Genomic DNA, 24578 nt, shown 5'->3' with positions numbered 1-24578 from the left:
CTTTCCCGGCAGAGCTGGGGAGAGCTATGACCTCGCGCTTCTCAGCGCCCGCCACACCCGTTCCGGCGTGGCCGGCATCTCGATGCCGTCGACGCCGGCCTGGGCCAGCGCATCGAGGATCGCGGCCATCACGGTCTGCGGCGCGGCGATGCAGCCCGCCTGCCCCGAGCCCTTGACGCCCAGCGGATTGGCAAGCGTCGGCCGCTCTATCAGGGCGATGTCGAAGGCCGGCAGATCGTCGGCGCGCGGCAGCGCGTAATCCATGAACGAGCCGCTCGTCAGCTGACCGGAGTCCGGGTCGTATACCGTGTGCTCGAGCAGCGCCTGGCCGATGCCTTGCGTGACGCCGCCCTGCACCTGCCCTTCCGTCAGCAAGGGATTGATCAGGCGGCCGTAATCGTCGACGGCGACATAGCGCACCAGGCTGGTGGCACCTGTCTCGCGGTCGATCTCGACCTCGGCGACGTGGCAACCGCTCGGGAAGGTGAAGACATCCGTCATGTTCATGACGTGCTCGCCGAGGCCCGGCGACATGCCGTCCGGCAGATTGGCGGCATCGCGCGCGCTCCGGGCCACGGCGAGCAGATCGATGCTGCGATCGCTGCCCCGCACCGAGAAGCGGCCGCCGGCGAACTGAATCTCCTCCTCCGACGCTTGCAGCAGATGCGCGGCGAGCTTGCGCGCCTTGGCCAGCACCGCGTCGATCGCCTTGACCACGGCAGCGCCGCCCATGTGCATCGAGCGCGCACCACCATGTCCCGCGCCGCTCTTCACGGCTGCGGTATCGGCCTGAACGTAGCGAAAGGTCTGCAGGGGCAGGCCGAGCCGGTCGGCCGCGATCTGGGCATAGGCGGTCTCGTGACCCTGGCCGTTCGATTCGGTGCCGACGGCGACCGTCACCCGGCCATCGCTTTCGAAGCGCACCTCGGCACCCTCGTTGGGCGCGCCGCGCGACGTCTCGAGAAAGCAGCCGACGCCGATGCCGCGCAGCTTGCCGGCGCGGCGCGACGCCTCGCGCCGCGCCGCGAAGCCTGCCCTGTCCGAGCGCGCGAGAGCGGCGTCGAGATTGTCGACGAAACCACCGGAATCGATCGCCATGCCCATCGCCGTCCTGTGCGGGAACGCAGCGATCAGGTTCTGCCGCCGCAGGTCGGCAGGATCGCGGCCCAGCACGCGCGCCGCCTGCTCGATGGCGCGCTCGATGATGTAGTTCGCCTCGGGCTTGCCGGCGCCGCGATAGGCGTCGACCGGCACCGTGTTGGTGAAGGCGCCGCGCACATCGACATGGATCGCCGGCACGTCGTAGACGCCGCCCTGCGCCGTCGAGGCGGCAATCACCGACGCGCCTGGTCCGTTGCCCGAGAGATAGGCGCCGAGATTGGCGACCATCGCCACGTCGAGCGCCAGGATGCGGCCGTCCGCGTCGAGCGCCAACCGGGCGCGCGCGTCGATGTCGCGGCCTTGCGTCCCGGCGACGAACTCCTCGGCGCGGTCGGCGATCCAGCGCACCGGACGGCCGAGCTTGCGCGCGGCCCACAGCAGCAGCACCCACTCGGGATAGACGAAGTTCTTCATGCCGAAGCCGCCGCCGACATCGGGCGCGCTGAGATGGATGCGCTCGAGCGGGACCTTGAACACGAACTCGGCGAGCTGGCGGCGGATGCCGTGCAGGCCCTGTCCGGCGAGCTGGAGATCCATCGTGTCGCTTGCGGCATCGTAGCGGGCGATGCCGGTGCGCGGCTCGATCGGCGCCACGACGACCCGATTGTTGACGATCTCGAGCTCGACCACGTGCGCGGCGCCCGCCAGGGCGCGGGCGACCGCATCGGCGTCGCCGCGCTGGACGTGGAAGGCGAGATTACCCGGCGCCTGGTCCCAGATCATCGGGGCATCGGCGGCGAGCGCTGCCTGGCCGTCGACCACGGCGGGCAACGGCTGATACTCGACCTCGACCAGCTCGGCCGCCTCGCGCGCGATCTCGGCGCTGTCGGCGACGATGAAGGCCACCGGATCGCCGACATGGCGGACGCGATCGGTGGCCAGCGCCGTGCGCGGCGGCACGATCAGCGGCTTCACCGCCGCCATGCAGGGCAGCGTGCCGATGCCGTCGGCCGCCAGGTCGGCCGCGGTGAAGACGCCGCGGACTCCCGCCAGCGCCGCGGCCTCGGTCACGTCGATGCGCGAGAGGATCGCATGGGCATGCGGCGAGCGCAGGACATGGGCGTGCAGCTCACCCGAGCGAGCGATGTCGTCGACATAGCGCCCCTGGCCGAGAAGGAAGCGAACGTCCTCGAGGCGGCGAACCGAGCGCCCGATCTGATTTTCGATCATCGCATGTTGTCGCGCATTTTCAGGCCCGGTGTCACGCACCGCGAACCGCGAGAAAATCGTCCACCGCCCGTGCCCTGCCGCCGCACGCTTGGCGGCGGGCCGGCAAGATGGCTAAGCTCCGGCCAACCCAAGGAGGGATTCACCCCATGATCGATCTGCACTATTGGCCCACGCCCAACGGCAAGAAGGTCACCATCCTGCTCGAGGAATGCGGCCTGCCCTACAGGATCGTGCCCGTGAACATCGGGCGCGGCGACCAGTTCACCGACGAGTTCCTCGAGATGAACCCCAATCACCGCATGCCCGTGATGGTCGATCGCGAGCCGAAGGACGGCGGCAAGCCGATCGTCGTCTTCGAATCGGGCGCGATCATGATGTACATCGCCGAGAAGGCCGGGAAGTTCTACCCGCAGGACCTGCGGACGCGCTACGACGTCAACCAGTGGCTGATCTGGCAGATGGCCAACCAGGGGCCGAAGAGCGGCGAGTGCGGCCATTTCCGCCGCGTCGACCAGAAGCAGTTCGGCGACCAGACCTATGCCATCACGCGCTTCACCGACGAGGTCAACCGCCTCTACGGCGTGCTCAACAACCGGCTCTACAAGCACAAGTATCTGGCCGGCGACCAATACACGATCGCCGACATGATCTGCTATCCATGGACGATCAACTGGAAGTTCCAGGGCCAGGACATCGAGGAGTTCAAGCACTTCAAGCGCTGGTTCGAGGAGCTGGGCGCCCGCCCGGCCGTCCAGAAGGGCATGGCGGTCGGCGCTGACCTCTCGGTCGACAACACCAAGCTGCCGCCCGAGGAGCAGGCCCGCATCCGCAAGATGCTCTACAACCAGCGCGCCCGCCCGGTGCCGGCATAGGCTTTCGCCTCCCCCCAAGCTTCGCTTGGGGAGGTGTCGGCGTCTTACGCCGACGGAGGGGTCATGGCTGGGAGCGCACCACTCCCGCGGCGCTCTTCTCTGTGTTCCCACACCGCATGAACGCCACAGGAGTGGCGCGCTCCCGGCGCATGACGCTCCTTCGCCAAGGTCGGCGCCTATGAGTCAGCCGCCCGCGATCAGCCGCCCGACAGGGGCGGCGCCACTTCCTCGAGCGACTTGCATTCCGCCTTCACACCGAGCTTCAGCGTGACGAGGGCGGCGACGATCATGAGGGCGGCGCCCAGCAGGTAGCCCAGCACGATCTCGCGCGGGCTCTCGCTCGCAATCAGCACGCCGAACAGCCACGGACCGCCGACACCGCCCAGCAGGGTGCCGAAGGCGTAGAACAGGGCGATCGTGAGAGCGCGGATCTCGAGCGGGAAGCATTCGCCGACCGTCAGGTAGGCGGCACTGGCCGCCGCCGAGGCGAAGAAGAACACGATGCACCACATTGCCGTCTGCGTCGTGGCATCGAGAAGCCCGAGGTCGAACAGCACAGCGGTGGCGGCCAGCAGCAGGCCGGAGACGGCATAGGTGATGAAGATCATGGTCTTGCGGCCGACCGTGTCGAACAGCGGCCCGAGCAGGAGCGGCCCGAGGAAGTTGCCGAGCGCGAACGGCAGGATGTAGAGCCCGACCGCGTCGGCCGGCACGCCGTAAAAGCGGGTCAGCACCAGCGCATAGGTGAAGAAGATCGCGTTGTAGACGAAGGCCTGAGCCGCCATCAGCACCAGGCCGAGCGTGGTCCGGCCGGGATACTGGCGCAGCAGGGTCCGCGCCACCGAGACCATGGTCACGCGATGGGTGGCCCGCAGCGCCAGGGCCGAGCTCGACGGGGGAGGCAGGACGTGGCCGCCGGCCGCCACGCGGGCCTCGATCTCGCCGACGACTCGCGCCGCCTCGCCCGGCTGGCCGTGGATCATCAGCCAGCGCGGGCTCTCTGGCAGGAAGCGCCTGAGATAGAGGATCACCAGGCCGAGGGCAGCGCCGCTGCCGAACGCCAGCCGCCAGCCGAGGTCGGGGCCGACCAGCTCGGGATCGAGCAGCACCACCGACAGCAGCGCGCCGCCGGCGGCGCCGAGCCAGAAGCTGCCGTTGATGGCGAGGTCGACGCGGCCGCGCAACCGTGCCGGAATGAGCTCCTGGATCGCCGAGTTGATCGCCGAATATTCGCCGCCGATGCCGGCGCCGGTGAGGAAGCGAAACAACAGGAAGCTGTAGAAATCCCAGGAGAACGCCGTGAGCGCCGTCGCCACCAGGTAGACGCCGAGCGTGACGTTGAACAGCTTCTTGCGTCCCAGGCGATCGGTGAGATGGCCGAAGAACAGGGACCCCAGCACGGCGCCTGCAAGATAGGCACTGCCCGTCAGCCCGACCTGCTCGGCCGTGAGCTGCAGGCGCGGGCTGGTCTGCAAAGCGGCGGCGACGGAACCTGCCAGCGTCACCTCGAGGCCGTCCAGGATCCAGGTGATGCCCAGCGCCACGACGACCAGCCGATGGAAACCGCTCCACGGCAACCGGTCGAGCCGCGCCGGAACGTCGGTGTATGTGCGAAGGTCGGTGTTCATGGGCCAGTGCACACAACGTGCAAGCCCGGCGAGTCGTTGCGTGACCTTCGGAAGCAGCCGCCGTCATTGGGCTCGCCCGCTCATGAATCATGAGGCGGGCGAGACGCCCGCGGTCCGCATGAGGTGCTGCAACGCTGGCTTGTCGGCGCAATGGTGGTCTCTTCGGGCGCGCCTGCTATTGTGCGAGCATCATGACCGACAACACGATGGCGGCGGGAGCCGCGCCCGCGGCAACGTCTTCCGTGTCGAGTTCCGTCTCGGCCGCCGCGGCCAACAACACGACCTTTGCCGTCATCCTCTCGCTGAGCTTCTGCCACCTGCTGAACGACATGATGCAGTCGCTGGTGCCGGCGCTCTATCCCATCCTCAAGGATTCACACGCACTGAGCTTCAGCCAGGTCGGCTTCATCACCCTGGCCTTCCAGTGCACCGCCTCGATGCTGCAACCGGTGGTCGGCTTCTACACCGACAAGAAGCCGCAGCCCTATTCGCTGATGGTCGGGATGGGCTTCACCCTGATCGGCCTGCTGCTGATGTCGCGCGCCGCCAGCTATTCCTCGATCCTGGTGGCCGCCGCCCTGATCGGCATGGGTTCCTCGATCTTCCATCCCGAGGCCTCGCGGGTGGCGCGCATGGCGGCGGGCGGCCGCTACGGCCTCGCCCAGTCGCTGTTCCAGGTCGGCGGCAACATGGGGTCGGCGGCCGGCCCGCTGCTGGCAGCCTTCATCGTGATCCCCGCGGGTCAGCACAGCCTCGTCTGGTTCTCCGGCGCGGCGCTGATTGCAATGACCGTGCTGTTCCAGGTCGGCGGCTGGTATGCGCGCCGGCGCGCCGCCACCCACAAGCGGGCGGCGCGCGGCGGCGCCGCGGCGGCCGGCACGCGCGCGCCGGGGTTGTCGCGCGGCCGCGTCATCGCCGCCGTGGCCGTGCTGGTGGCCCTGCTTTTCTCCAAAAACGTCTACAGCGCGAGCCTCGGCTCCTATTTCACCTTCTACCTGATCGCCAAGTTCGGCATCGATGTGCAGACGGCACAGCTCTACCTGTTCGCCTTCCTGGTCGGCATCGTTGCCGGCACCATCGCCGGCGGCATGTTCGGCGACCGGGTCGGGCGCATACCGGTGATGTGGTTCTCGATCGTCGGCGCGCTGCCGTTCGCCCTGATGCTGCCCCACGCCAACCTCTTCTGGACCGGCGTGCTGGCCGTCACCGTGGCGATAATCATGGCCTCGGCCTTCTCGGCCATCCTGGTCTATGCCCAGGATCTGCTGCCCGGCCGCGTCGGGCTGGTCGCCGGCATGTTCTTCGGCTTCTCGTTCGGCCTGGGCGGGCTCGGCGCCGCGGCGCTCGGCCAGATCGCCGATGTCGCCGGCATCGAGACGGTCTACAGGCTCACACCCTTCCTGCTGCTGCTGGGCCTGCTCACGGCCTTCCTGCCGCGTCATCTGGGAGGAGCGCCCAAGCCGGCGCGCTGAGTCGCCCGGCTGCGGACGCGGGAGTAACGTCGGAGGTCGGCATGCGCGCCAGACGACTGATTGGTGGATCGATCCTTGCCGGAGTCATTGGCTTTCTGGCGTCGCAGGCCTTCGCCCAGGGAACGGTCGACCGGCTCTACGTCATGGATTGCGGGCACAACGCCGCGACCGACCAGTCGCGCTGGTCGCCGGGGGTGAATGTCGGCAAGCCGATCGAGCTCTCCGACAATTGCTATCTGATCAAGCACGGCTCGGACTGGATCCTGTGGGATACCGGCTATCCCGATGCCGTCGCCGGGAAGCCCGTCACCGGACCGGTCGGCACGGCGACCCGCGCCAAGACGCTGGCCGCCCAGTTGGCCGAGGTCGGCGTCAAGCCGGCCGACGTGCGCTACGTCGCCGTCTCGCACACTCACGGCGATCACGTCGGCAATGTCGACATGTTTCCCGACTCGACTCTGCTGATCCAGAAGGCCGAGCTCGACTGGGCGTTCGCGCCGGGCAAGAACCCGCCATTCAAGGGCGAGCGACCGGTGCGCAGGATCGAGGGCGATCTCGATGTGTTCGGCGACGGCAGCGTCACCCTCATCGCCACCCCCGGTCACACGCCGGGCCATCAATCGCTGCTGGTCCACCTGCCCAAGACCGGCTGGCTCGTGCTGTCGGGCGATGCCGCACACTTCAAGGACAACTGGGACAATCGCCGCGTTGCGTCGATGAACACCAGCGCCGATCAGACCCAGGCGTCCTACAGGCGGATCGCCGACCTGCTCGCCGAGAAGAAGGCCGAACTCTGGATCAACCACGACAAGCCGCAGAGTGCCGGCCAGAAGCGCTCGCCGCAATTCTACGAGTGACCGACGTTATGGACGCCCCGATGATCGCCCCTCTCAGCCTCTCGAACCTGATCACGGTGGTCCTCGCCGTCATCTGCCTGTCGACCATCCTGCCGCAGGCGCGCGGCAACGTGGTGAAGATCTGGCGTCTGGCGATGCCCGCCTGTCTCGCCATGGTCGTGGCCTTCATCCTGCTGGCCAGCGTGTTCGATGCCGACCTCGCCACCGATGCCGAGTGGCTGGGTGCGTTGCTCGTCGGCGCCGTCGCCGGGCGCATGCGCGGCTGGGCGTTGGCCATGGAAGTCGACCAGGCGTCGGGCCTGATGCGCCAGCGCCGCTCCGCCGACGGCACCATCGCTGCGTCGGCGCTCGTGCTGCTCGCTTTGGTCGACTTTGCGAGCGCTGCGCTCCGCGAGCTGTGGATCGATCCCCAGCATCTCGCGGCGGCGGCCGCCCTGTTCGCCGGCTTCCTGGGAAGCCGCGCGCTCGCCATGGCGGTGCGCACCACGCGCCTGCCGCATCACGAGCTGCATACGGCCTGAGAACGGACGGCGCTGTCGCTAGGCTATCGTGAGCACCACCTTGCCAAGGTGGGCATTGGCGCGCATGTGGGCGTAGGCGCCGGCAGCCTGCTCGAGCGGGAAGCTGCGATCGATCGGCACCTTGACGCGACCGGCGACGACATGGGGCCAGATGTCGTCGACCATCAGGCGGATGACGGTCTGGATCTCCTCGAGCGAGCGGGTGCGGAAGGTCACGCCGACGAAGCTGATGCGCTTCAGGCTGTGCAGGTCGAGATCGATCTCGCCCTTCAGGCCGCCCAGGCGGCCGACATCGACGATACGGCCTTTGACTGCCGCCGCCTGCATGTTCTGGTTGACGACCGGCCCGCCGATCATGTCGATCACCAGATCGGCGCCCCTGCCGCCCGTCGATTCCGTCACCCGGCGGACCACGTCGTCGCTCAGTGAATTGACGCCGACATCGAGGCCCCACCCGCGCAACGTCGCAAGCTTGGCGTCGGAGGTCGACGTCCCGATGACCAGCCCGGCGCCTTTCGCCTTGGCGATCTGGAACGCGGCGATCCCGACCCCCGAGGTGACGCCCTGCACCAACACGCTCTCGCCGTGATGCAGGCGGCCGTTGGTGACGACCGCGTCGTGCATGGTCATGAACGCGACGGGCGCGCTCGCCGCCTCCTCCCACGAGAAGCCTGTCGGCACGGGGATCAGCAGGCGATGATCGATGCGGGCATACTGGGCGAACGCACCCTGCCCCATCGCCATCACGCGATCACCCGCTTTGACGCCGCTCACGCCGGCGCCGAGCTCGGCCACCTCGCCCGCGAATTCCAGCCCGGCAACAGGCGCCGCCAGCGCCGCTCCCGCCTGCTTGAAATGGCCGACATTCATCGCCAGGTCCGCCCGGTTGGCACCGGCGGCATGGACACGCACAAGCACCTCGCCAGCGCCAGGTTGGGGCCGCGGCACATCGCGCACCTCGATCCGCTTGCCGCCCTCGTCCTGCACGACCACCGCCGCCCGCATCGCCGCCTCCAAAAGCTTGCTCATCGTCATGCCCTTCCCAGTTGGGCAGCAGCGCCGAGATGATGCGGTGGTTCACGATCGCCGGCGCCTCGTCGACGTCGTAGGTGCAATAGTAGGCCACATAGCCGTTGAAGGCGGCGCGCACCTCGGCATCGCTGCCGAGATCCTTTTGCGCCGCCGACTGACGGGCCTGCGCGAATCTCGGCCGCCCGCGCTGCATCATCTGGCCGCTGAAGAAGCCCTCGCGCGTGTAGACGATCAGGCCCTCGGCATCGCGGCCGAGCTGATGCTCTACCGTGCCGTCGTCGAGCACGAGCTCGAAGGAGCGGAGGTGAAAGCTGCCGACGAAATCGCTCGCCTTCATGCCCGCCTCACGCCACCGGCTTGCCGATGCCGTAGGGCGCGCCCCACGCCAGCGACTCGAGCGTCGTGGTCGAGGGCGTGTACTCGCAGCCGATCCAGCCCTGCCATCCCTTGGCGTCGACCATGTCGAAATAGTGCTGCAGGTTGAGCTCGCCGACCCCGGGTTCGTGCCGGCCCGGCGGATTGCCGAGCTGCAGATGGCCGATCCACGGCCAGCTGCGCTCGAGGTTGGCGCTGAGCGCGCCCTCTTCCATCTGCACGTGGTAGGTGTCGAAGCAGAGCTTCAGGGTGTCATGGCCGACTTGCTTGATGAGATCGATGCCTTCATCGAGCGTATGGATGAAAAAGTCGGGAAAGCGGGCGCTGCAGACCGGCTCGATCGCCAGCGTCAGGCCCGCCTTGCCGGCCGCCTCGCAGGCAAAGGAGAGGTTCTCGACCACGCGCGCCCAGGTCCGCTCGCGCGCCTCGCCTGTGGGCGTGCCGCCGATCGCCGGATGAAGCAGGCCGCAGTCGATCTCCAGCGCATAGTCGATGCCGCGCTTCACGGCATCGCGGAAATCGCCCTCGCGCCCCGGCAGGGTGGTGAGGCCGAGCTCGCCGGCCGCCCAATCCTGCGGCGTCAGGATCTGCACCATCGTGAGCCCGTTGTCCTTCAGCCAGCGGCCGACATCCTTCGCCTTCCAGGCATACGGGTCGCCATGCTCGACACCCTTGAAGCCGCAGCGCGCCGCTTGCACGAAGCGCTCGGGCATGGCGAACTCCTTGAACATCCAGCGGATGTTGGCCTCGAAACGCGGCATCGCCTGCTCCTGCTCAATTCACCTTGATGTTGGCTTCGCGCACGACCTTGGCCCACTTGTCGTATTCGCCGCGCAGGAAGGTGGCGGTCTCGGCCGGCGTCATCGGCGCCGGATGGAAGCTCTGCCTGAGGAACCCGTCGCGCACCTCGGGCAGGGCCAGCGCCGTGCGCACTGCCTGGTTCAGCGTGTTGATGATCGCGGTCGGCGTGCCCTTGGGCGCCATCAGCACGCCCCACGCGCCGACCTCGAAGCCCGGCACGGTGTCGGCGATCGGCGGCACGTCGGGCAGCTCGGGCTGGCGCTGCAGGCTGGCCACGCCCAGCGCGCGCACCTTGTCGGCGCGAATGTTGGGCACCGCCACCGGCATGTTGTCGAGCAGCAGCTGGATGCGGCCGGCGATCAGGTCGAGCTGCAGCGCCGCCGAGCTGTAGGGCACGTGCTGCATGCTGGTGCCGGTCATGATCATGAACAGCTCCATGCCGAGATGGAGGTTCGAGCCGATGCCGGTCGAGCCGAAGGAGAGCTTGCCGGGATTGGCCTTGGCGTAGGCGACCAGGTCGGAAATCGTCTTCACCGGCAGCCCGGGATAGCAGACCAGGACGTTGGCCACCTTGGCGGCCAGGGTGATCGGTTCGAAATCGTCGACCGGCTTGTATTTGAGCTCTGTCAGGATATGCGGGCTGACGGCGTGCGTCGTGCTCGAGCCGAAGATCAGCGTGTAGCCGTCCGGCTTGGCGCGGGCGACGAACTCGCCGCCGATATGGCCGGACGCGCCCGGCTTGTTCTCGACGATGAAGTTGACGCCGAGCCGCTTGGCCATGGCGTCGCACATCAGGCGCGCGAGGGCGTCCAGCGCGTTGCCGGCCGGGCCCGGCACGACGACCCGTACCGGCTGCGTCGGATAGCTTTGGGCGACCGCGGGCAAGCCGCCTGCCGCGAGCGCCGGCAGGGCTGCGAGCACGGTTCTGCGCTTCATCCGTTTCCTCCCGTCTTGATCTTGCGAGCATCAGAGCATCGACCGGCCTGCGCGGTCCAAGCGGGGCTTTGACTTGATCGATAAGACAATCTTATGGTTGGCGGATGGAGCTGCGGCAGCTGCGCACCTTCCTGGCGGTCGCGGAGGAACGGCACTTCGGCCGCGCCGCCGAGCGCCTGCACATCGCCCAGCCGGCGGTCAGCCAGCAGATCCGCGTCCTCGAGGCGCATCTCGGCACGCGCCTGTTCGACCGCACCAGCCGCTCGGTCGAGTTGACGCCGGCCGGCCAGACCCTGCTCGCCGGCACCGTCGACATCCTCGGCCGGGTTGCCCAGCTGGCCGAGGCGACGCGCGCCACCGGCCGCGCCCTGCGCGGCGAACTGCGCCTGAACTACGCGCGCACCGCCCCGGTCGGCATCGCCACCGACATCGTCGAGGAGTTCCGCCGCCGCCATCCCGAGGTCAGGCTGACTGTCGACACGGTGACGACCGCGCGCAGCGTCGACCAGCTGCGCGACGGCACGCGCGATGCTGCCTTCGTGCGCTTGCCGCTGGCCGAGGCCGATGAACTCGAATTCGTCGAAGTTGGTCGCGACCCACTGGCCGCTGCCCTGCCGGCGACCCATCGGCTGGTGCGCCGAAGGTTCGTGACACCGGCCGATCTCCAGGGCGAACGCATCGTCTCCTGGCCGCGCGAGCAGGGGCCAGGCTTCTACGATTGGGTGGTCACCCACATATTCGCCGGTACGCTGCCGAACGTCGCCCGCGTCGAGCCCGATACCGAGCAGATGGTGCGCGCTGTCGCCCGCAGAGCCGGCTGCGCCGTGACGACCCGATCGCGCGCCTCGCTGTTGTCCGTGCGCGGCGTGGTCTTCAAGCGGTTCGCGCCGAGCGTCCCTGCCGCTCCGCTCGGCCTCGCCTGGCGCGCGACGGATTCCTCGCCGCCTCTGCGACGGCTGGTCGCCATCGCCCGCAAGCTCTGCCCGCGCTAGCCTTGCCGGCGAGCGCATGATCGTCCGATTCCATCAGCTCGGACGCCTTGCGCTTCCTTTTCGCGATGGTCGTCGTCCTCGGCCACACCGCAGGCTGGGACAAGGCGTTGGTTCGCGGCGGGTTCGCCGTCGACTTCTTCTCCTCTATCTGACACTGCTGGCGCTGTCGGCGGCGAGCGACAGCCTTCATCGAGCGGCCGGCCCAGCGCTTCCTCCTGCGGCTATGACCTCGCAGGCTGCGACCGGCTTAGCGGCTCTAGCGCGCCAGCATGTTCACCCGGCGCAGATTCTCGCGCTCGATCTTGTCCTGCTCGCGCGAGGCGGCGTCGTAGGCGGCAGTGTCGAGATAGAGCGTCGGCATGCTGTAGCGCTCCATCACCGCCTGGGTGGCCGGGTCGAACAGCGCGTCCTTCATGGCATCGTGCAGCTTCTTGACGATCGCGGGGTCCAGGCCGCGCGGACCGCCCACGCCGTAGGGCGAGTTGACCACCAGGTCGATGCCGGCCTCGCGCAGGGTCCGCACCTCGGGGAACAGCTTCATGCGGTTGGAGCCCCACACGACCAGCAAGCGGAACTGGCCGCTCTGGACCAGGGAGATCCAGCCGCTGGCATCGGCGATGGCGTCGATCTGGCTGCCGAGCAGGCCCTGATAGAGCTCGCCGCCGCCGCGGTACGGCACATGCGTCAGCTCGATGCCGAGCCGCTGCTGGATATCGACCATCACCAGGTTCTGCACCGAGGCCGGGCCGAACGTGCCGTAGTTGAGCTTGCCGGGCTTGTCGCGGGCCGCGGCGACGAACTCCTCGAAGCTGCGCCACGGGCTGTCGGCGCGCACGACGATGCCGTGCACCGAGCCGCTCAGCTGGATGATGTAGGTGAAGTCGTTCATCACGTCATAGGCCGGCTTCTCGGCCATCAGCGCGGCGCGGAATACGCCCGTGTGAAGCTGCGCCAGCGTGTAGCCGTCGGGCTTGGCGTCCTTCAGCGTCACCGCACCCAGCGTGCCGTTGGCGCCGGGCTTGTTGTCCGGCACGACGGTCTGCCCGAGCCGCTTGCCGGTCTGCTCGGCCATGGCCCGCAGGAACGCGTCGGCCGATGCGCCGGGCGGCCACGGGATCACCAGTCGTAGCGATCGATTGGGAAAGTCGGCCTGCGCGCGCGCCACGGCAGGCGCCGCCAGGGCGCCGATCACCACGGTCCGGCGAGACAGCGTGCTCATTTCATTTGTCCTCTCCCACACATGGCGCTCATTGCCGGGACCACGCCACTCCCGTGGCGCGGTCCCGGCGATGAGCTCCGACAACTCCCCGGCGCATGTTCGACATTCGCCGGCCGCATCGTCAAGCAGGCGCCGGCTGCTTGACTCCCGATCGTGCGCGCCGACAAGGTGCCGGCAAAAGAAAAGAGGAGCCAGGCGCATGGCAGAACGGCGCAGTGCAGCGGCGATCCTGAAGTCGGGCCTCGATCCGGTGACCCTGGAAATCATCCGCGGCGGGTTGCGGGCGATCCAGTCCGAGATGGAGGTGCTGATCGAGCGTACCGCCATGTCGCCCTTCATCCGCGAGAAGAAGGACTACGCCTCGGGTCTCTACGATTCGGCCGGCCGCATGATCGCCGGCAAGGCGCTACCCTTCGCTTCCGATCTCGTGACACCGATCTTCGCCGACTATCCGCCCGCGACGATGAAGCGCGGCGACATCTACTGGTACAACGACTGCTATCTGTCGCACGGTGCCGTGACCCATACGCCTGACCAGGTGCTGATCGCGCCGGTGTTCGCCGATGACGGGTTGATCGGCTTCTCGCAGACCTGGGCGCATTTCGCCGACATCGGCGGCATGCGACCCGGCTCGCTGTCGCCCGACTGCACCGAGATATTCCAGGAAGGCACCATGGTGCCGCCGGTCCGCCTGGCACGCGACGGCGTCGTGCAGGAGGACCTGCTCAAGGTCTTCATCCGCAACTGCCGGTTCCCGGCCCTCGTGCGCGGCGACCTGCGCGCCATGCTGGCCTCCGTCGGCCTCGGCGAGAAGCGGTTGGAGGAACTGGCACAGCGTTTCGGCGCCACCCCCCTGCGCATCGCCTTCACCGAGCTCCTGGCACGTACCGAGTCGGCGGTACGTAGTCGCCTGCGCGCCCTCGTTCCGCCCGGCACCTACCGCTTCGCCGAGTCGATCGACACCGACGGCCACGGCAGCGGACCGATCACGCTGCGCTACCAGCTCGACGCGACCGAGGACGGCCGCTTCCTGCTCGACCAGACCGGCAGCGACGACCAGACGCGCGGCCCGATCAACCTGGTGCTCAACCCCAAGGCACCCGGCGTGCTGGTCGGCGTCTACCTGCTGGGCGGCAGCACTGAAGTCTCTCTCAATGCCGGCGCCGAGGCGCTGTTCGACGAGGTGAGATTGCGCGAAGGCTCCGTGCTGGCGCCGCAATTCCCCGCAGCACTCGGCCAGCGCGGCGTCACCATGCTGCGCAACCTGTCGGGCTATCTCGGCCTCATCAACAAGGCTTCCGACGGCAAGGCCGCCGCCTCCCACAGCCCCTACGCCATCTGGCTGATCCGCGGCACGACGACCGGCAACGAGCGCTTCCTGATGTCGGACGGTGTCGCGTGCGGCTACGGCGCGCGGCCGTTCGCCGACGGCCACGACGCGGTCTACCTCGTGGCGCAGGAGAACTACCCGGCGGAGTTTGTCGACATCTCCTATCCCATGCGCATGCGCTGCTACGCCATCAACCCCGACACCGGAGGCCCGGGCCGCTGGCGCGGCGGGTGCGGCGTCATTCGCGAGATCGAGGTTCTGGCCAAGGAGGCCGTGCTGTCGGTCCGCCTCGACGCCATCGATCATCCGCCGTGGGGCACGGCCGGCGGCCAATCCGCCGGCGTCGGCCGCTGCGTCGTCAATCCCGGCCGGCCGGACGAGCGCGTGCTGAAGCCGCTGAGCGACGGCAATCCGCTGCGCCAGGGTGACATCATCCGCCTCGAGACCGGCGGCGGCGGCGGTTGGGGCCATCCGTTCGATCGCGAACCCGAGCGCGTGCTCGCCGATGTGCGCGGCGGGTTCGTCAGCCGCTCGAGCGCCGAGCGCGACTACGGCGTGATCCTGAGCGGCGACGGCCGCAGCGTCGACGCCGCGGCGACGGCCGCGCGGCGCGCCGCCCGGCCCGCGGCCGCGCTGTTCCATCGCCGCGGCTACGCCGACAGCCTCACATGAGCAGCATGCGCGACATGAGCACCGAGTGCGCGGGCGCCATCATCGGCGTCGACACCGGCGGCACCTTTACCGACGTGACACTCTACGACCCGGCGACCGGCCGGCTGGTCGTGGCCAAGACGCCGTCGACGCCGCAGGACCCGTCGGAGGGGTTCGGCAATGGACTCGGGGCGGCGCTGGCCGAGGCCGGTGTGGCTGGGGCCGGCGTTGGCCGCGTGCTGCACGGCACGACAGTCGCGACCAACCTGATCCTCGAGCGCAAGGGACCGCCCGCGGCGCTGATCGTGAGCCGCGGCTTTCGCTACGTGCTGGAGATCGGACGCCACGACATCCCGCGCCGCTCCAACCTCTTCACCTGGCAGAAGCCGCCGCGGCCGGTGCCGCCCGAGCACATCTGGGAAGTCTCCGGGCGGATCGGCCCGGACGGCAGCGAGATCGAGCCGGTCGACGACGCGGCCATCCGCGACGCCGCGCGGGCGATCGCCGCCGAAGATATCGGCACGGTGGGCATCGTGCTGCTGCACAGCTATGCCAACCCGGCGCATGAGCAGCGCGTCGCCGAGATCCTGCGCGAAGAGCATCCCGCCGTGCTGCTGTCGCTGTCGTCGGAGGTATTGCCGGTGCTGCGCGAGTACGAGCGCAGCGTCGTCACCCTGCTCAATGCCTACGTGATGCCGACAGTCTCGACCTACGTCGAAAGGCTGGAGCGGCGCGCCGAGCAGCAGCGCATCTCGGCGCCTCTGCTGCTGATGAAGAGCTCCGGCGGAGTCGCCAGCACGCGGGCGATCCGGCGCACGCCGGTCGAGACCGCCTTGTCGGGGCCGGCCGCCGGCATCGTCGGCGCCTCGTTCGTCGCCCAGGCTGCGGGCTTCGGCGACCTGATCACCATCGATATCGGCGGCACGTCGGCCGACATCGCTCTGGTGCGCAACGGGCAGCCCGGTCTCACCACCAACGGCCGCATCGCCGATTGGCGCGTCACCTTGCCGATGGTCGATCTCACGACGATCGGCGCCGGCGGCGGCTCGCTCGCCCGCCTCTCCGAGACCGGCGGTCTGGTCGTCGGGCCGCAAAGCGCCGGCGCCCTGCCCGGCCCCGTGTGCTACGGCCGCGGCGGCAGCCAGCCGACCGTCACCGACGCGCACCTGGTGCTCGGCCATCTGCCCGAAGGCCTGCTCGACGGCAGCTTCGCGCTCGATCGCGCTGCGGCCGAGCGGGCGATCGGCGACAAGATTGCCGTGCCGCTGGGGCTCAGCCTCGAGGAAGCGGCACGCGGCATTCTCGACATCGTCGACAACACCATGCTGGGCGCCATCCGGGTCGTCTCGGTCGAGCGCGGCCACGATCCACGCGACTTCGCGCTGGTGCCGTTCGGCGGCGCCGGGCCGCTGCATGGCGGCGCGCTGTCGCGCCTGATCGGCTGCCCGGTCCAGATCGTGCCGCCGGCGCCGGGCGTGCTCTCCGCCCTCGGCCTGCTGGCCTCCAGCTTGCGGGCGGAGTTCTCGCGCAGCTGCGTGCAGCGCGGTGGCCGCTTCGACCTCGACCGCATCGCATCGGTGTTCGCAGCGCTCAACCGCGACGCCGTGGCATGGCTTGCCGCGGAAGGCGTTGCGGAAGACGCGCGCCGCCTCTCCTGGCACGCCAGCCTGCGCTACGAGGACCAGGGCAGCGAGCTCACCCTGCGCTGGCCAGGCACCATGGTCGACGACGCAGCGCTCGTCGCCGTGCGCGAGGCCTTTCATGCCGAGCACGAACGGCTCTACAGCTTCCACCTGCAAGAGGTGCCGGTCGAGATGGTGACCTTGCGCGTCGATGCGCTGGGCCTCCTGCCGGCGCTGAAGCTGCACGAGTTGCCGGCGGCCGGCCCGATCGGCCAGGCGATGACGGGCCGCCAGGTCATCGCGCTGCCCGACGGGCCGATCGACGCCCCGGTCTATGCCCGTGCCAGGCTCGGCGCGGGCGCGATGCTCGAAGGCCCGGCGATCGTCACCCAGCTCGACGCCACCACCCTGCTGCTGCCCGGCCAGACCGCCGAGATGCACCCGCTGGGCTCGCTGATCGTCCGCGAGAACGAGGCGTGATGGCCCCTCAAATCCTCCCCAGCCCTGTTGGGGAGGTGTCGGCGTCTTCGCCGACGGAGGGCTCGTGACTCGTTGCCGGGAGCACGCCACTCCGCGGCGCTCATCCTTGATGCTGCGAGAGAAAGAATACGCCATGGAGTGGCGCGCTCCGGGCAATGACCCCTCCGTCGCCCTTTGACGGCGACACCTCCCCGGCGAAGACCCCGGGGAGGAGTAAGAAGAACACGACACCGCGATGACCAGCGTCTTCCTTCCCCTCGCGCTGATCGCCCTGCTGGGCGTGTTCCTGCGCCAGCTCATCCCGTCGATGGAGGACAACCGGCGCGCCATGAACCAGATGGTGCTCTATGTCTTCCTGCCGGCACTCGTCTTCCATTCGATCATGGGCGCGCCGATCGACCGGCTGTTCTACGAGATCCCGCTGGTCGCGGCCTCGGGCGTGTTCGTCTGCCTGGCCGTGGGATTCCTGGTGTTCCGCTTCCTGCCGATCCCCGGCCCGACCAAGGGCGCGATGATCCTGGCGGCGGCGTTCGGCAACGTCACCTATTTCGGCCTGCCGGTGCTGCTCGGCACGTTCATCGGCGACGCGGCCGAGGTGACCGAGGTCGCCGTGCTCTACGAGGTCACCAAGTCGTCGCTCAATCTCACGATCGGCGCCATGATCGCCATCGCCCACGGCAGCGAGGAGTCGATCACCTTCCGCAAGACGGCGCTGGAGGCGCTCAAGCTGCCGCCGGTCTGGGCGCTCGCCGCGGCTATCGCCTGGAAAGGTTCGGGTCTGCTCTGTCCCGCCTTCGTGCTGCACACCACGGCGCTGCTCGCCACCACGGTCACTGGCATCATGATGCTGTCTCTCGGCATGGCGCTGAAGTTCAAGCCGACGCGGCTGATGGGGCTTGCCCTGCCGGTCGCCGCGATAAAGCTGCTGCTGTCGCCACTGGTCATCGCCCTGGCGGTCGTGCCGCTCGGCGTCACCGGGATTTACCGCGATGCCGCCATCCTCGAAGGCGCAATGCCGAGCCAGCTTCTCTCCTTCATAATCGCCGGCCGGTTCAAGCTCGATGAGGAGACGATGGCCTTCGTGATCATGGCGGACACGGTGCTGGCCTTCGCGACCCTGCCGCTCATCCATTCCTTCCTGTAGCCGGCCAGGGCAGACCAACACGCGAATAATTTTGTAGCGTTCGTTCCAGAATAGCGCTTGGATGCGGCCCATGGCCCGACTCAAAGCCTTCGATGAAGAGCGCGCGATCGACGCCGCCGTCGATTGCTTCTGGATGCGCGGCTACGACGCGACGTCGGTGCGCGATCTCGCCGAGGCGATGGGAATCGGCGGCGCCAGCCTGTACAACGCCTATGGTGACAAGCGCGCCCTGTTCGCCCGCTCGCTCGAACGCTACGCCAATCGCTCGATGCGCGAGCGCATCGTCCGGCTGGAGGCCGGCCATCGGCCGAAGGAAGCCATCGCCGCCTTCATCGGCGAGATCGTCGAACGCTCGCTGAAAGACCCCGACCGCAAGGGCTGCCTTTTGATCAACTCGGCACTCGACGTGGCGCCGCACGACGCCGCGATCGGCCGCGTGGTGTCGGGCTATCTCGACGAGATCCGTGACTTCTTCCGCCGCAACCTCGTGGCGGCCCGCGAGGCGGGCCAGGTGTCCCGGAGGATCGACGCCGACTCGATCGCCACGCACCTGCTGGGCGTCATCGCCGGCATCCGCGTGCTGGCGCGCACCGGCGCCGGACGGCGACAGCTCGAGGATGTCGCCCGGCCGGCCCTCGCCCTCTTGGAAGCGGCGCGATGATCGAGCAACTCGACGAGCCGGCCCTGGGGGCGCTGGCCGGCGACGAGCCCGTCGTCATGCTGAAACGGCAATTCACCGCCTAGGAGCAGCACCCATGGTCAAACGTCTCAGCGACATGCCCGAGGTCGAGGCGATGCATCTTAGGCGCATCGAATGCCCGACTTACGACGACACGCCGGCCCTGCCCGGCAAGCCGCTCGACCGGCGGCGCGTCGTCATCATCTCGACGGCGGGACTGCACAAGCGCGGCGACCGGCCGTTCCGGCCGGGCGATGGCAGCTATCGCATCATCCCGGCCGAAACACCGGCCAACGAGCTGGTGATGAGCCACATCTCGGTGAATTTCGATCGCACCGGCTTCCAGCAGGACGTCAATGTCGCCTTCCCGATCGATCGCCTGCGCGAGCTGGTCGACGAGGGCCGTGTCGGCTCGATGGCGTCGCTGCACTATTCCTTCATGGGCGCCTTTCCGCCGGTTGCGGCCGAGCCACACGCCGCGCATCTCGCGGGACTGCTGAAGGCGGATGGCGTCGATGCCGCCCTGCTCGTCCCGGTTTGACCCGCCTGCACGCGCGCCGTCGGCGCGCTGGGCCACTTTCTCGAGCGGCAGGGCATGCCGACCACCGGCATCAGCCTGGTGCGCGAGCACACCGAGACCATGCGGCCGCCGCGCGCGCTCTGGGTCACCTTCGAGCTTGGCCGCCCGCTGGGCGTGCCCGACGATCCGCCGCTCCAGCGCCGCGTCGTGAAGGCGGCGCTCGATCTGCTGGCCCGCACCGACGGGCCCCTGATCGCCGACTATCCCGAGCATGTGCCCGAGGTGACGGACTTCAGCGGCTGGGCCTGCCCGATCAACCTGGCGCCGGCCACGATCGAGTCGCTGGCGGCCGAGATCGATCGGCTGGTCCCTTGGTACGATCGCTCGCGGGAACGGCTCGGCCGCACGACGGTCGGCCTCTCCGGCCTCGACATGCAGGCGGCAGGCGCGCTGGTCACCCGGGCGCTCGACGGGGCGCTGCCGCCCGCCCAGACGCTCAAGGAGGCGACCGACGATCTCCGCGCCTACTACCTCGAAGCCGCGGCGGCCTTTCCTGATCCTGGATCGCCGAAATCGCGCAAGGAATGGCTGTGGAGCGAGACCAAGCTCGGCCAGTCCCTGCTCGCGCTTCAGCCCAGGCTGGCCGCAAGCACCGACCCGCAGCACAAGATCCTGGGCAACCTGACCCTGATCCCGGGGCGACATTTACTTTGACAAACCCAAATCTATAGGTAGGATATAGGCCGTCCCAAGGACGACCCCGATGGCCCGCTCAGTTCTCGACGCCCCGCACTACCACAACGAAGCCGACGCCTTCGCTTTCATTGAGCGACTGCTCTGGCCGAACGGCCCGGTCTGCCCGCTGTCCAACAAGAAGACCGGCGAGATTTGCGCCAGCAAGCCCCAGCGCGTCGGCAAGCTCGTTGGCGTCCGGACCAAGCCCAACGCCACGAACCCCGAGGGCATCGAGCGCCACGGCCTCTACAAGTGCTACCACTGCCGGGGCCAGTTCACGGTCCGCAAGGGGACGATTTTCGAGGAGTCGCACCTCCCGCTCCACCTGTGGCTCCAGGCCATCTACTTCATGAACAGCAGCAAGAAGGGCGTCTCTACCCACCAGATCCGCCGACTGCTCAATTGCTCGCTCAAGACTGCTTGGTTCCTGACCCATCGTATCCGCGAGATGATGAAGCCTGCCGACATGGGCAACGTTCCCCCGCTGGGCGGCCTGACCGTCACCGTCGAGGTAGACGAGGCCCTACATCGGCGCGACTGCCGGCAAGAAGAAGGGCCGTCCCCCGGTCGAGAAGGCTCCGGTGGTCTCCCTCGTCGAGCGCGGCGGCGCCGTCCGTTCCTTCCATGTCCCGAACGTTCGTGCAGAGACGGTCGGCACGATCCTCGCGGCCAACGTCCGCAAGCAGTCCAAGCTGAACACGGACGAGTCGAACCTCTACAGCCCGATTGGCGGCTACTTCTCGGCCCACGAGACCGTCCATCACACCTACGGCGAGTACGCCCGCGGCGAGACAACCACGAACAGCGTCGAGGGATTCTTCTCGATCTTGAAGCGCGGTCTCTTCGGCATCTATCAGCACGTTTCCGAGGCTCACCTGCACCGCTACTTGGTCGAATTCGATCATCGCTATTCGAACCGTGCCAAGCTCGGCATCGACGATGCCCAGCGCACGGCGATTACCGTCAAGGGTGGCAAGGGCAAGCGCCTGACCTATGCAGCAGCTAGCGCGGGCTAAGAAGCGCAAGCTACCTAGATTCGGCCTTCTTCGGTTGCTGCTAGACGATTGGAAGTAGCGTAGAGTTTTACAGCCGCGTAGCGGCCCAACCCTGCGGAGGTCATCGTGCCCAAGATCGTAGTGCACCCTAGCGGAGCGGAGAGCGATTTGCTTCCCGCGCGGGATGCGCTGAATCAGATCTTGGATTTTGTGGACTTGCTTGTGCAGTCCCACCCGGACGACGACCATGCCGAAACCGTGATTTGGCTTCTCGCGAGCATAACTTCGAATACGCCAATCACCGCTGAGGTCAGTGGCGCTGGCGCTGACCCGGCAGTTCCGGTGGTGCATGAAGCGTTGCGTTCAATGACGGCCGTCGAGGACGGCATCTCTGCGGCGATGGAAGGACGCGATATCCCCCGCTGGATGCTCAATGGGGCCTACAACACTGCACGTAGATTCTTTGACCGAAACACTAAGGCTATCGGACGCACCGATCTCGTTTTCGACGGCGTTGCGCCGACGATTCTCATAGCTCCGGCGGGCGCGCGCATCGCGCTTATCAACTTGGAACGCGCGGCCCTTGAAGAAGAGAAGAAAGTTCGCGACTGGACTCACAAGGCGCGTGGTTCAATTGAAGGCATCGTCATTGATACAACGACCTTCTACGGAAAGCCCGCCATACGAGTCCGCGAGCGTCTCTCTCGCCGCGATATCATGTGTGTCCTTGACGAAGCGAACGCCGTTCGCGTTGGAGATAAGTACAACTGGCAAAAGACCTGGGATCATGGGCGCGTCCACGTTGAGGGCTTGCTTCACTACGACAAAAGCGGCGATGTGATCCGTGTCTCTGACGCCGATGTCATTGACGTTGCGGTATCGCGATCTATCGACTTGGCGGAGTTTTCCGACAGCACTTTCACCAATGGATTGACTCCCGCGGAATACCTTGAACGCTGGAGGTCGCGCGGTCGTGACTGATCTTCGGCGCGTGTATTGGGATGCGAACGCTTGGCTGGGGTTGATCAACCGCGAGGCTGGGAAGGTTCGAGCGTTGGAAATCATCTATGCGGCGGCCAAGAAGAACGAGATTGAGATATGGACCTCCGCCATCTCTTTCGCGGAGGTCTACAAGATGAAAGACGATCCAGCGGCGCCGCGACCTCTAGATGAACAGAACAAAATTATCGCTGCGGTTCTAGAGCAGCAGTTCATCCAACTGGTGGAAGTCAATACCATCATTGGCGCCTCTGCCCGCGCACTCCTTCAGAAGCACCCGGAGCTTAAGAAGCCATACGACGCGATTCATCTAGCCAGCGCGGCGCACTGGAACCTGCATGCTTTGCACACATACGACAATGCGAATCTGCTGCCGCTGAATGGACTGGTGTACCGTCGCGATGGGAAGGCATTGGAGATTTGTAAGCCGGACCTAGACGCTGACGGTCCTCTGTTCGGAAAAGGGGGCTGAGCCATGACCAAGCCCACCCCCAAGCAGGACGACCCCGCCCAGTCGAAACGGTTCTACGAACTGGCGAGGGAGCTTGGCCTAGAGGATGGGGACGACATAGGCGCGGCGGTAAAGCGCCTGGCCGAGCATGGGCCAGAGCCCCGGCCGACGCCGGAGCGGAAGTCGAAGGCTGGCAGGAAGCGGAAGCCGGCCTAGCCTCGCAGCAGAGGCGATCAGGTCGTCGGCGTGTAGACGCGCCGGCAAGCGTTATAGCGATAGGTCAGGTAGAATGGGCGGGCTCCGCTGCCCGGATCGAACGTCAGGTAGAACTCTCTATTCTTGTCGTCTTTGCCGACAATTTTTCCAGAACCATCAGGCTGCAACGCCTTCAAATCGACGGTGAACGAATTGTTCGGAAATGGGCTCGTGCTCTTAAAAGTGAGCGTGTTCCCCTTTATGTCGACCTGACCGTAGGCGGGGTTGGTCCATTCCGGCAAGGGGATCGAACCGCCGCCGCACAACCTTGACTCGCCGTCCTCCAGCGCGCCAACGGCAGCCCATCTCGTGTCTGCCGCACTGGAGACATGAGAAGCGCTCGCCAGCCCGATCACAGTCGCGAGAAACAGTCCTAGCCTCATGGTCGCCTCCACTGGCTCTGTAGCTATGAGGCATATCAACACCTGGGGCTGGGTTTGTCAAAGTAAATGTCGCCGATCCCGGCAACCGAGCGCTGGCGGCTGACGAGCAAGTAACTCTCATCGCTGGGAGCGCGCCACTCCCGCCAATGAACCTGCTATGGTCGCGGCCCGGACCATCGGTCGAAAAAAAGGAATGCCAAGATGAGCACTGCAAGCAACGCCACCGGGTTGCAACTTCGCTCCCTGATCCGCAAGAGCGGCGAGCTCGAATTGTCGCTGATCGAGGTACCGATCCCCGAGCCGGGCCCGGAGGAGGTCGTGGTGCGCATCGATGCGACGCCGATCAATCCGTCCGACCTCGGGCTGCTGCTCGGGCCGGCCGACGTCAGGACCGCGACCTCGAGCGGCAGCGGCGCCGGCGTCAAGGTGTCGGCCAAGGTGCCGCAGACCGCCCTGCCGTTCCTGGCGACACGCCTCGACCAGTCGATGACGGTCGGCAACGAAGGCGCCGGTACGGTGGTGAAGACGGGATCGTCGGACAAGGCGCGCGCGCTCGATGGCAAGACCGTGTCGATGGTCGGCGGCTCGATGTACGCCCAGTACCGCCTGCTCCGCGTGCAGGACTGCCAGCCGCTGCCGGCCGGCACGACGGCAGCCGAGGGCGCATCGTGGTTCGTCAAACCACTGTCACTAAGCTTATCTAGGCCTTGCTAGGCACGAAAAGGGGCTGAAAAGGCCTGTTTTGCTGGATTTAATCGTTCTTTAAGGCCTTATGAGGCCTAGCTATACTTGGCTGGCTTGATGGCTGGCTGATGGCTGGACCATTGAAAGCGATGCCAAAGGACGACGAACCATGCCAAAGATTGATTTCAGCGATGAGGCGCTACGCGCTTTGCGTGCGCCCATTAACAAGGTGCGCGAGAGCTACTGGGACAAGACCACCAGGGGCTTCGGCCTCAGGATCACGAAGAGCGGTGTGAAGAGCTTCGTGGTGCAGGCCCGCACCGAAGCCTCGGCCCATCCGGTGACGGTGACTCTCTGCCAGTTCACCGGGCGCAACTTCAACGCGGCGCGCAAGCTCGCGGACGAGCGGCTGGCTGAGCTTGCGGATGGCAAGAACCCCAACGTCGAGAGGAAGACGACGCGCAACCAGACGCTGGGCGCGATGGCTGAGCAGTTCATCAAGGCGGAACTGAACGGCCTGCGCCAAGGCCACCAGTGCGAGTCCTTCCTGCGCAGGGACTGGCTGGGCCAAGAGCCGCTGAAGGGCAAGTGGCGGCGAGAGCGCGCGGCCAACG

At 67.3% G+C, this 24578-nt stretch carries 22 protein-coding genes and 3 pseudogenes; 17 read left to right on the top strand and 8 right to left on the bottom strand.

All coding sequences use genetic code 11. The features are described 5' to 3' along the window. Window positions 1-24 precede the first annotated feature (24 nt). On the bottom strand, window positions 25-2331 hold the full coding sequence (locus ACILR9_RS33610; protein ID WP_395714354.1) for a xanthine dehydrogenase family protein molybdopterin-binding subunit: 2307 nt from the start codon (window positions 2329-2331) through the stop codon (window positions 25-27). A gap of 146 nt (window positions 2332-2477) precedes the next feature. On the opposite strand from ACILR9_RS33610, the gene ACILR9_RS33605 reads away from it, so the two are divergent. Further along, a complete protein-coding gene (locus ACILR9_RS33605) occupies window positions 2478-3203 on the top strand; it encodes a glutathione S-transferase family protein (protein WP_395714353.1) in 726 nt (241 codons plus the stop codon). A gap of 197 nt (window positions 3204-3400) precedes the next feature. Here ACILR9_RS33605 and ACILR9_RS33600 read toward each other — a convergent pair whose 3' ends face one another. Then, entirely contained in the window at window positions 3401-4831 is a 1431-nt protein-coding gene (locus tag ACILR9_RS33600; protein WP_395714352.1) for an MFS transporter, read from the bottom strand. Window positions 4832-5022: 191 nt separating this feature from the next. Here ACILR9_RS33600 and ACILR9_RS33595 point away from each other — a divergent pair, with 191 nt between their 5' ends. From ACILR9_RS33595 to ACILR9_RS33585, 3 genes are read left to right on the top strand one after another with little or no spacing between them, the layout of a single operon-like run. Next, the gene (locus tag ACILR9_RS33595) at window positions 5023-6303 is read left to right on the top strand and encodes an MFS transporter (RefSeq protein ID WP_395714351.1); all 1281 of its coding nucleotides are present in this window, start codon (window positions 5023-5025) and stop codon (window positions 6301-6303) included. Window positions 6304-6344: 41 nt separating this feature from the next. Next, window positions 6345-7160, top strand: a complete 816-nt coding sequence (locus ACILR9_RS33590) for an N-acyl homoserine lactonase family protein (RefSeq protein WP_395714350.1) — start codon at window positions 6345-6347, stop codon at window positions 7158-7160. A 20-nt stretch (window positions 7161-7180) separates the two neighbouring features. Beyond that, window positions 7181-7681, top strand: a complete 501-nt coding sequence (locus tag ACILR9_RS33585) for a hypothetical protein (protein WP_395714349.1) — start codon at window positions 7181-7183, stop codon at window positions 7679-7681. A gap of 18 nt (window positions 7682-7699) precedes the next feature. Here the strand turns inward: ACILR9_RS33585 and ACILR9_RS33580 are convergent, their stop codons facing one another. From ACILR9_RS33580 to ACILR9_RS33565, 4 genes and pseudogenes are all read right to left on the bottom strand, one after another. Further along, window positions 7700-8710 carry a zinc-binding dehydrogenase gene (locus tag ACILR9_RS33580; RefSeq protein WP_395714348.1) on the bottom strand — a complete coding sequence of 337 codons (1011 nt, stop codon included), beginning with the start codon at window positions 8708-8710 and terminating at the stop codon, window positions 7700-7702. A gap of 13 nt (window positions 8711-8723) precedes the next feature. Beyond that, window positions 8724-9050: pseudogene (locus tag ACILR9_RS33575) on the bottom strand (lipocalin-like domain-containing protein); the annotation flags it as partial. 7 nt (window positions 9051-9057) lie between these two features. Beyond that, window positions 9058-9849, bottom strand: a complete 792-nt coding sequence (locus ACILR9_RS33570) for a hydroxypyruvate isomerase family protein (protein WP_395714347.1) — start codon at window positions 9847-9849, stop codon at window positions 9058-9060. Window positions 9850-9862: 13 nt separating this feature from the next. Next, a complete protein-coding gene (locus ACILR9_RS33565) occupies window positions 9863-10825 on the bottom strand; it encodes a Bug family tripartite tricarboxylate transporter substrate binding protein (RefSeq protein ID WP_395714346.1) in 963 nt (320 codons plus the stop codon). Between the two features lie 104 nt (window positions 10826-10929). Here ACILR9_RS33565 and ACILR9_RS33560 point away from each other — a divergent pair, with 104 nt between their 5' ends. Beyond that, a complete protein-coding gene (locus tag ACILR9_RS33560; protein WP_395714345.1) occupies window positions 10930-11817 on the top strand; it encodes a LysR family transcriptional regulator in 888 nt (295 codons plus the stop codon). A 256-nt stretch (window positions 11818-12073) separates the two neighbouring features. On the opposite strand, the gene ACILR9_RS33555 is transcribed toward ACILR9_RS33560, so the two are convergent. Beyond that, window positions 12074-13036 (bottom strand): tripartite tricarboxylate transporter substrate binding protein, encoded by a 963-nt coding sequence (locus tag ACILR9_RS33555; protein ID WP_395714344.1) that lies wholly within the window; start codon window positions 13034-13036, stop codon window positions 12074-12076. Window positions 13037-13235: 199 nt separating this feature from the next. Between ACILR9_RS33555 and ACILR9_RS33550 the strand changes: the two genes are divergently transcribed. The 10 genes and pseudogenes from ACILR9_RS33550 (at window position 13236) to ACILR9_RS33505 (ending at window position 22858) form a co-directional block, all read left to right on the top strand. After that, complete coding sequence (locus tag ACILR9_RS33550) at window positions 13236-15038, top strand: hydantoinase B/oxoprolinase family protein (RefSeq protein ID WP_395714343.1); 1803 nt, start codon at window positions 13236-13238, stop codon at window positions 15036-15038. 14 nt (window positions 15039-15052) lie between these two features. After that, a complete protein-coding gene (locus tag ACILR9_RS33545; RefSeq protein WP_395714342.1) occupies window positions 15053-17119 on the top strand; it encodes a hydantoinase/oxoprolinase family protein in 2067 nt (688 codons plus the stop codon). Between the two features lie 235 nt (window positions 17120-17354). Beyond that, entirely contained in the window at window positions 17355-18263 is a 909-nt protein-coding gene (locus ACILR9_RS33540; protein WP_395714341.1) for an AEC family transporter, read from the top strand. Window positions 18264-18333: 70 nt separating this feature from the next. Beyond that, window positions 18334-18924, top strand: a complete 591-nt coding sequence (locus ACILR9_RS33535) for a TetR/AcrR family transcriptional regulator (RefSeq protein ID WP_395714340.1) — start codon at window positions 18334-18336, stop codon at window positions 18922-18924. A gap of 94 nt (window positions 18925-19018) precedes the next feature. Continuing rightward, window positions 19019-19483: a glycine/sarcosine/betaine reductase selenoprotein B family protein gene (locus ACILR9_RS33530; RefSeq protein ID WP_395714339.1), complete on the top strand. Its 465-nt coding sequence runs from the start codon at window positions 19019-19021 to the stop codon at window positions 19481-19483. A 54-nt stretch (window positions 19484-19537) separates the two neighbouring features. Then, on the top strand, window positions 19538-20176 hold the full coding sequence (locus ACILR9_RS33525; protein ID WP_395714338.1) for a hypothetical protein: 639 nt from the start codon (window positions 19538-19540) through the stop codon (window positions 20174-20176). Between the two features lie 49 nt (window positions 20177-20225). Continuing rightward, window positions 20226-21213: pseudogene (locus ACILR9_RS33520) on the top strand (IS1595 family transposase). A 105-nt stretch (window positions 21214-21318) separates the two neighbouring features. Next, window positions 21319-22173 (top strand): hypothetical protein, encoded by an 855-nt coding sequence (locus tag ACILR9_RS33515; protein ID WP_395714337.1) that lies wholly within the window; start codon window positions 21319-21321, stop codon window positions 22171-22173. Next, window positions 22166-22663, top strand: a complete 498-nt coding sequence (locus tag ACILR9_RS33510; RefSeq protein WP_395714336.1) for a type II toxin-antitoxin system VapC family toxin — start codon at window positions 22166-22168, stop codon at window positions 22661-22663. Before ACILR9_RS33515 ends, ACILR9_RS33510 begins: the two co-directional genes overlap by 8 nt. A 3-nt stretch (window positions 22664-22666) precedes the next feature. Then, window positions 22667-22858: a hypothetical protein gene (locus ACILR9_RS33505; protein ID WP_395714335.1), complete on the top strand. Its 192-nt coding sequence runs from the start codon at window positions 22667-22669 to the stop codon at window positions 22856-22858. Window positions 22859-22875: 17 nt separating this feature from the next. Here ACILR9_RS33505 and ACILR9_RS33500 read toward each other — a convergent pair whose 3' ends face one another. Further along, window positions 22876-23280 carry a hypothetical protein gene (locus tag ACILR9_RS33500; protein ID WP_395714334.1) on the bottom strand — a complete coding sequence of 135 codons (405 nt, stop codon included), beginning with the start codon at window positions 23278-23280 and terminating at the stop codon, window positions 22876-22878. A 201-nt stretch (window positions 23281-23481) separates the two neighbouring features. Here ACILR9_RS33500 and ACILR9_RS33495 point away from each other — a divergent pair. Continuing rightward, a pseudogene (locus tag ACILR9_RS33495) lies at window positions 23482-23970 on the top strand (alcohol dehydrogenase catalytic domain-containing protein); the annotation flags it as partial. Window positions 23971-24172: 202 nt separating this feature from the next. Beyond that, a partial coding sequence (locus tag ACILR9_RS33490; protein ID WP_395714333.1) for an Arm DNA-binding domain-containing protein occupies window positions 24173-24578 on the top strand: 406 nt, incomplete at its 3' end.

It is taken from the genome of Reyranella sp., assembly GCF_044224635.1.
In the GTDB taxonomy this organism is placed as follows: Bacteria; Pseudomonadota; Alphaproteobacteria; order Reyranellales; family Reyranellaceae; genus Reyranella.
This window is presented reverse-complemented; position numbering and strand designations above follow the sequence as displayed.

What these genes read in the sequence shown, in the direction of transcription:
- ACILR9_RS33525 (WP_395714338.1), top strand. Translation starts at nt 19,538, where the DNA reads ATGCCGACCACCGGCATCAGCCTGGTGCGCGAGCACACCGAGACCATG.
- ACILR9_RS33590 (WP_395714350.1), top strand. Translation starts at nt 6,345, where the DNA reads ATGCGCGCCAGACGACTGATTGGTGGATCGATCCTTGCCGGAGTCATT.
- ACILR9_RS33580 (WP_395714348.1), bottom strand. Translation starts at nt 8,710, where the DNA reads ATGAGCAAGCTTTTGGAGGCGGCGATGCGGGCGGCGGTGGTCGTGCAG.
- ACILR9_RS33505 (WP_395714335.1), top strand. Translation starts at nt 22,667, where the DNA reads ATGACCAAGCCCACCCCCAAGCAGGACGACCCCGCCCAGTCGAAACGG.
- ACILR9_RS33550 (WP_395714343.1), top strand. Translation starts at nt 13,236, where the DNA reads ATGGCAGAACGGCGCAGTGCAGCGGCGATCCTGAAGTCGGGCCTCGAT.
- ACILR9_RS33500 (WP_395714334.1), bottom strand. Translation starts at nt 23,280, where the DNA reads ATGAGGCTAGGACTGTTTCTCGCGACTGTGATCGGGCTGGCGAGCGCT.
- ACILR9_RS33555 (WP_395714344.1), bottom strand. Translation starts at nt 13,036, where the DNA reads ATGAGCACGCTGTCTCGCCGGACCGTGGTGATCGGCGCCCTGGCGGCG.
- ACILR9_RS33545 (WP_395714342.1), top strand. Translation starts at nt 15,053, where the DNA reads ATGAGCACCGAGTGCGCGGGCGCCATCATCGGCGTCGACACCGGCGGC.
- ACILR9_RS33585 (WP_395714349.1), top strand. Translation starts at nt 7,181, where the DNA reads ATGATCGCCCCTCTCAGCCTCTCGAACCTGATCACGGTGGTCCTCGCC.
- ACILR9_RS33600 (WP_395714352.1), bottom strand. Translation starts at nt 4,831, where the DNA reads ATGAACACCGACCTTCGCACATACACCGACGTTCCGGCGCGGCTCGAC.
- ACILR9_RS33560 (WP_395714345.1), top strand. Translation starts at nt 10,930, where the DNA reads ATGGAGCTGCGGCAGCTGCGCACCTTCCTGGCGGTCGCGGAGGAACGG.
- ACILR9_RS33570 (WP_395714347.1), bottom strand. Translation starts at nt 9,849, where the DNA reads ATGCCGCGTTTCGAGGCCAACATCCGCTGGATGTTCAAGGAGTTCGCC.
- ACILR9_RS33610 (WP_395714354.1), bottom strand. Translation starts at nt 2,331, where the DNA reads ATGATCGAAAATCAGATCGGGCGCTCGGTTCGCCGCCTCGAGGACGTT.
- ACILR9_RS33605 (WP_395714353.1), top strand. Translation starts at nt 2,478, where the DNA reads ATGATCGATCTGCACTATTGGCCCACGCCCAACGGCAAGAAGGTCACC.
- ACILR9_RS33530 (WP_395714339.1), top strand. Translation starts at nt 19,019, where the DNA reads ATGGTCAAACGTCTCAGCGACATGCCCGAGGTCGAGGCGATGCATCTT.
- ACILR9_RS33565 (WP_395714346.1), bottom strand. Translation starts at nt 10,825, where the DNA reads ATGAAGCGCAGAACCGTGCTCGCAGCCCTGCCGGCGCTCGCGGCAGGC.
- ACILR9_RS33540 (WP_395714341.1), top strand. Translation starts at nt 17,355, where the DNA reads ATGACCAGCGTCTTCCTTCCCCTCGCGCTGATCGCCCTGCTGGGCGTG.
- ACILR9_RS33535 (WP_395714340.1), top strand. Translation starts at nt 18,334, where the DNA reads ATGGCCCGACTCAAAGCCTTCGATGAAGAGCGCGCGATCGACGCCGCC.
- ACILR9_RS33595 (WP_395714351.1), top strand. Translation starts at nt 5,023, where the DNA reads ATGACCGACAACACGATGGCGGCGGGAGCCGCGCCCGCGGCAACGTCT.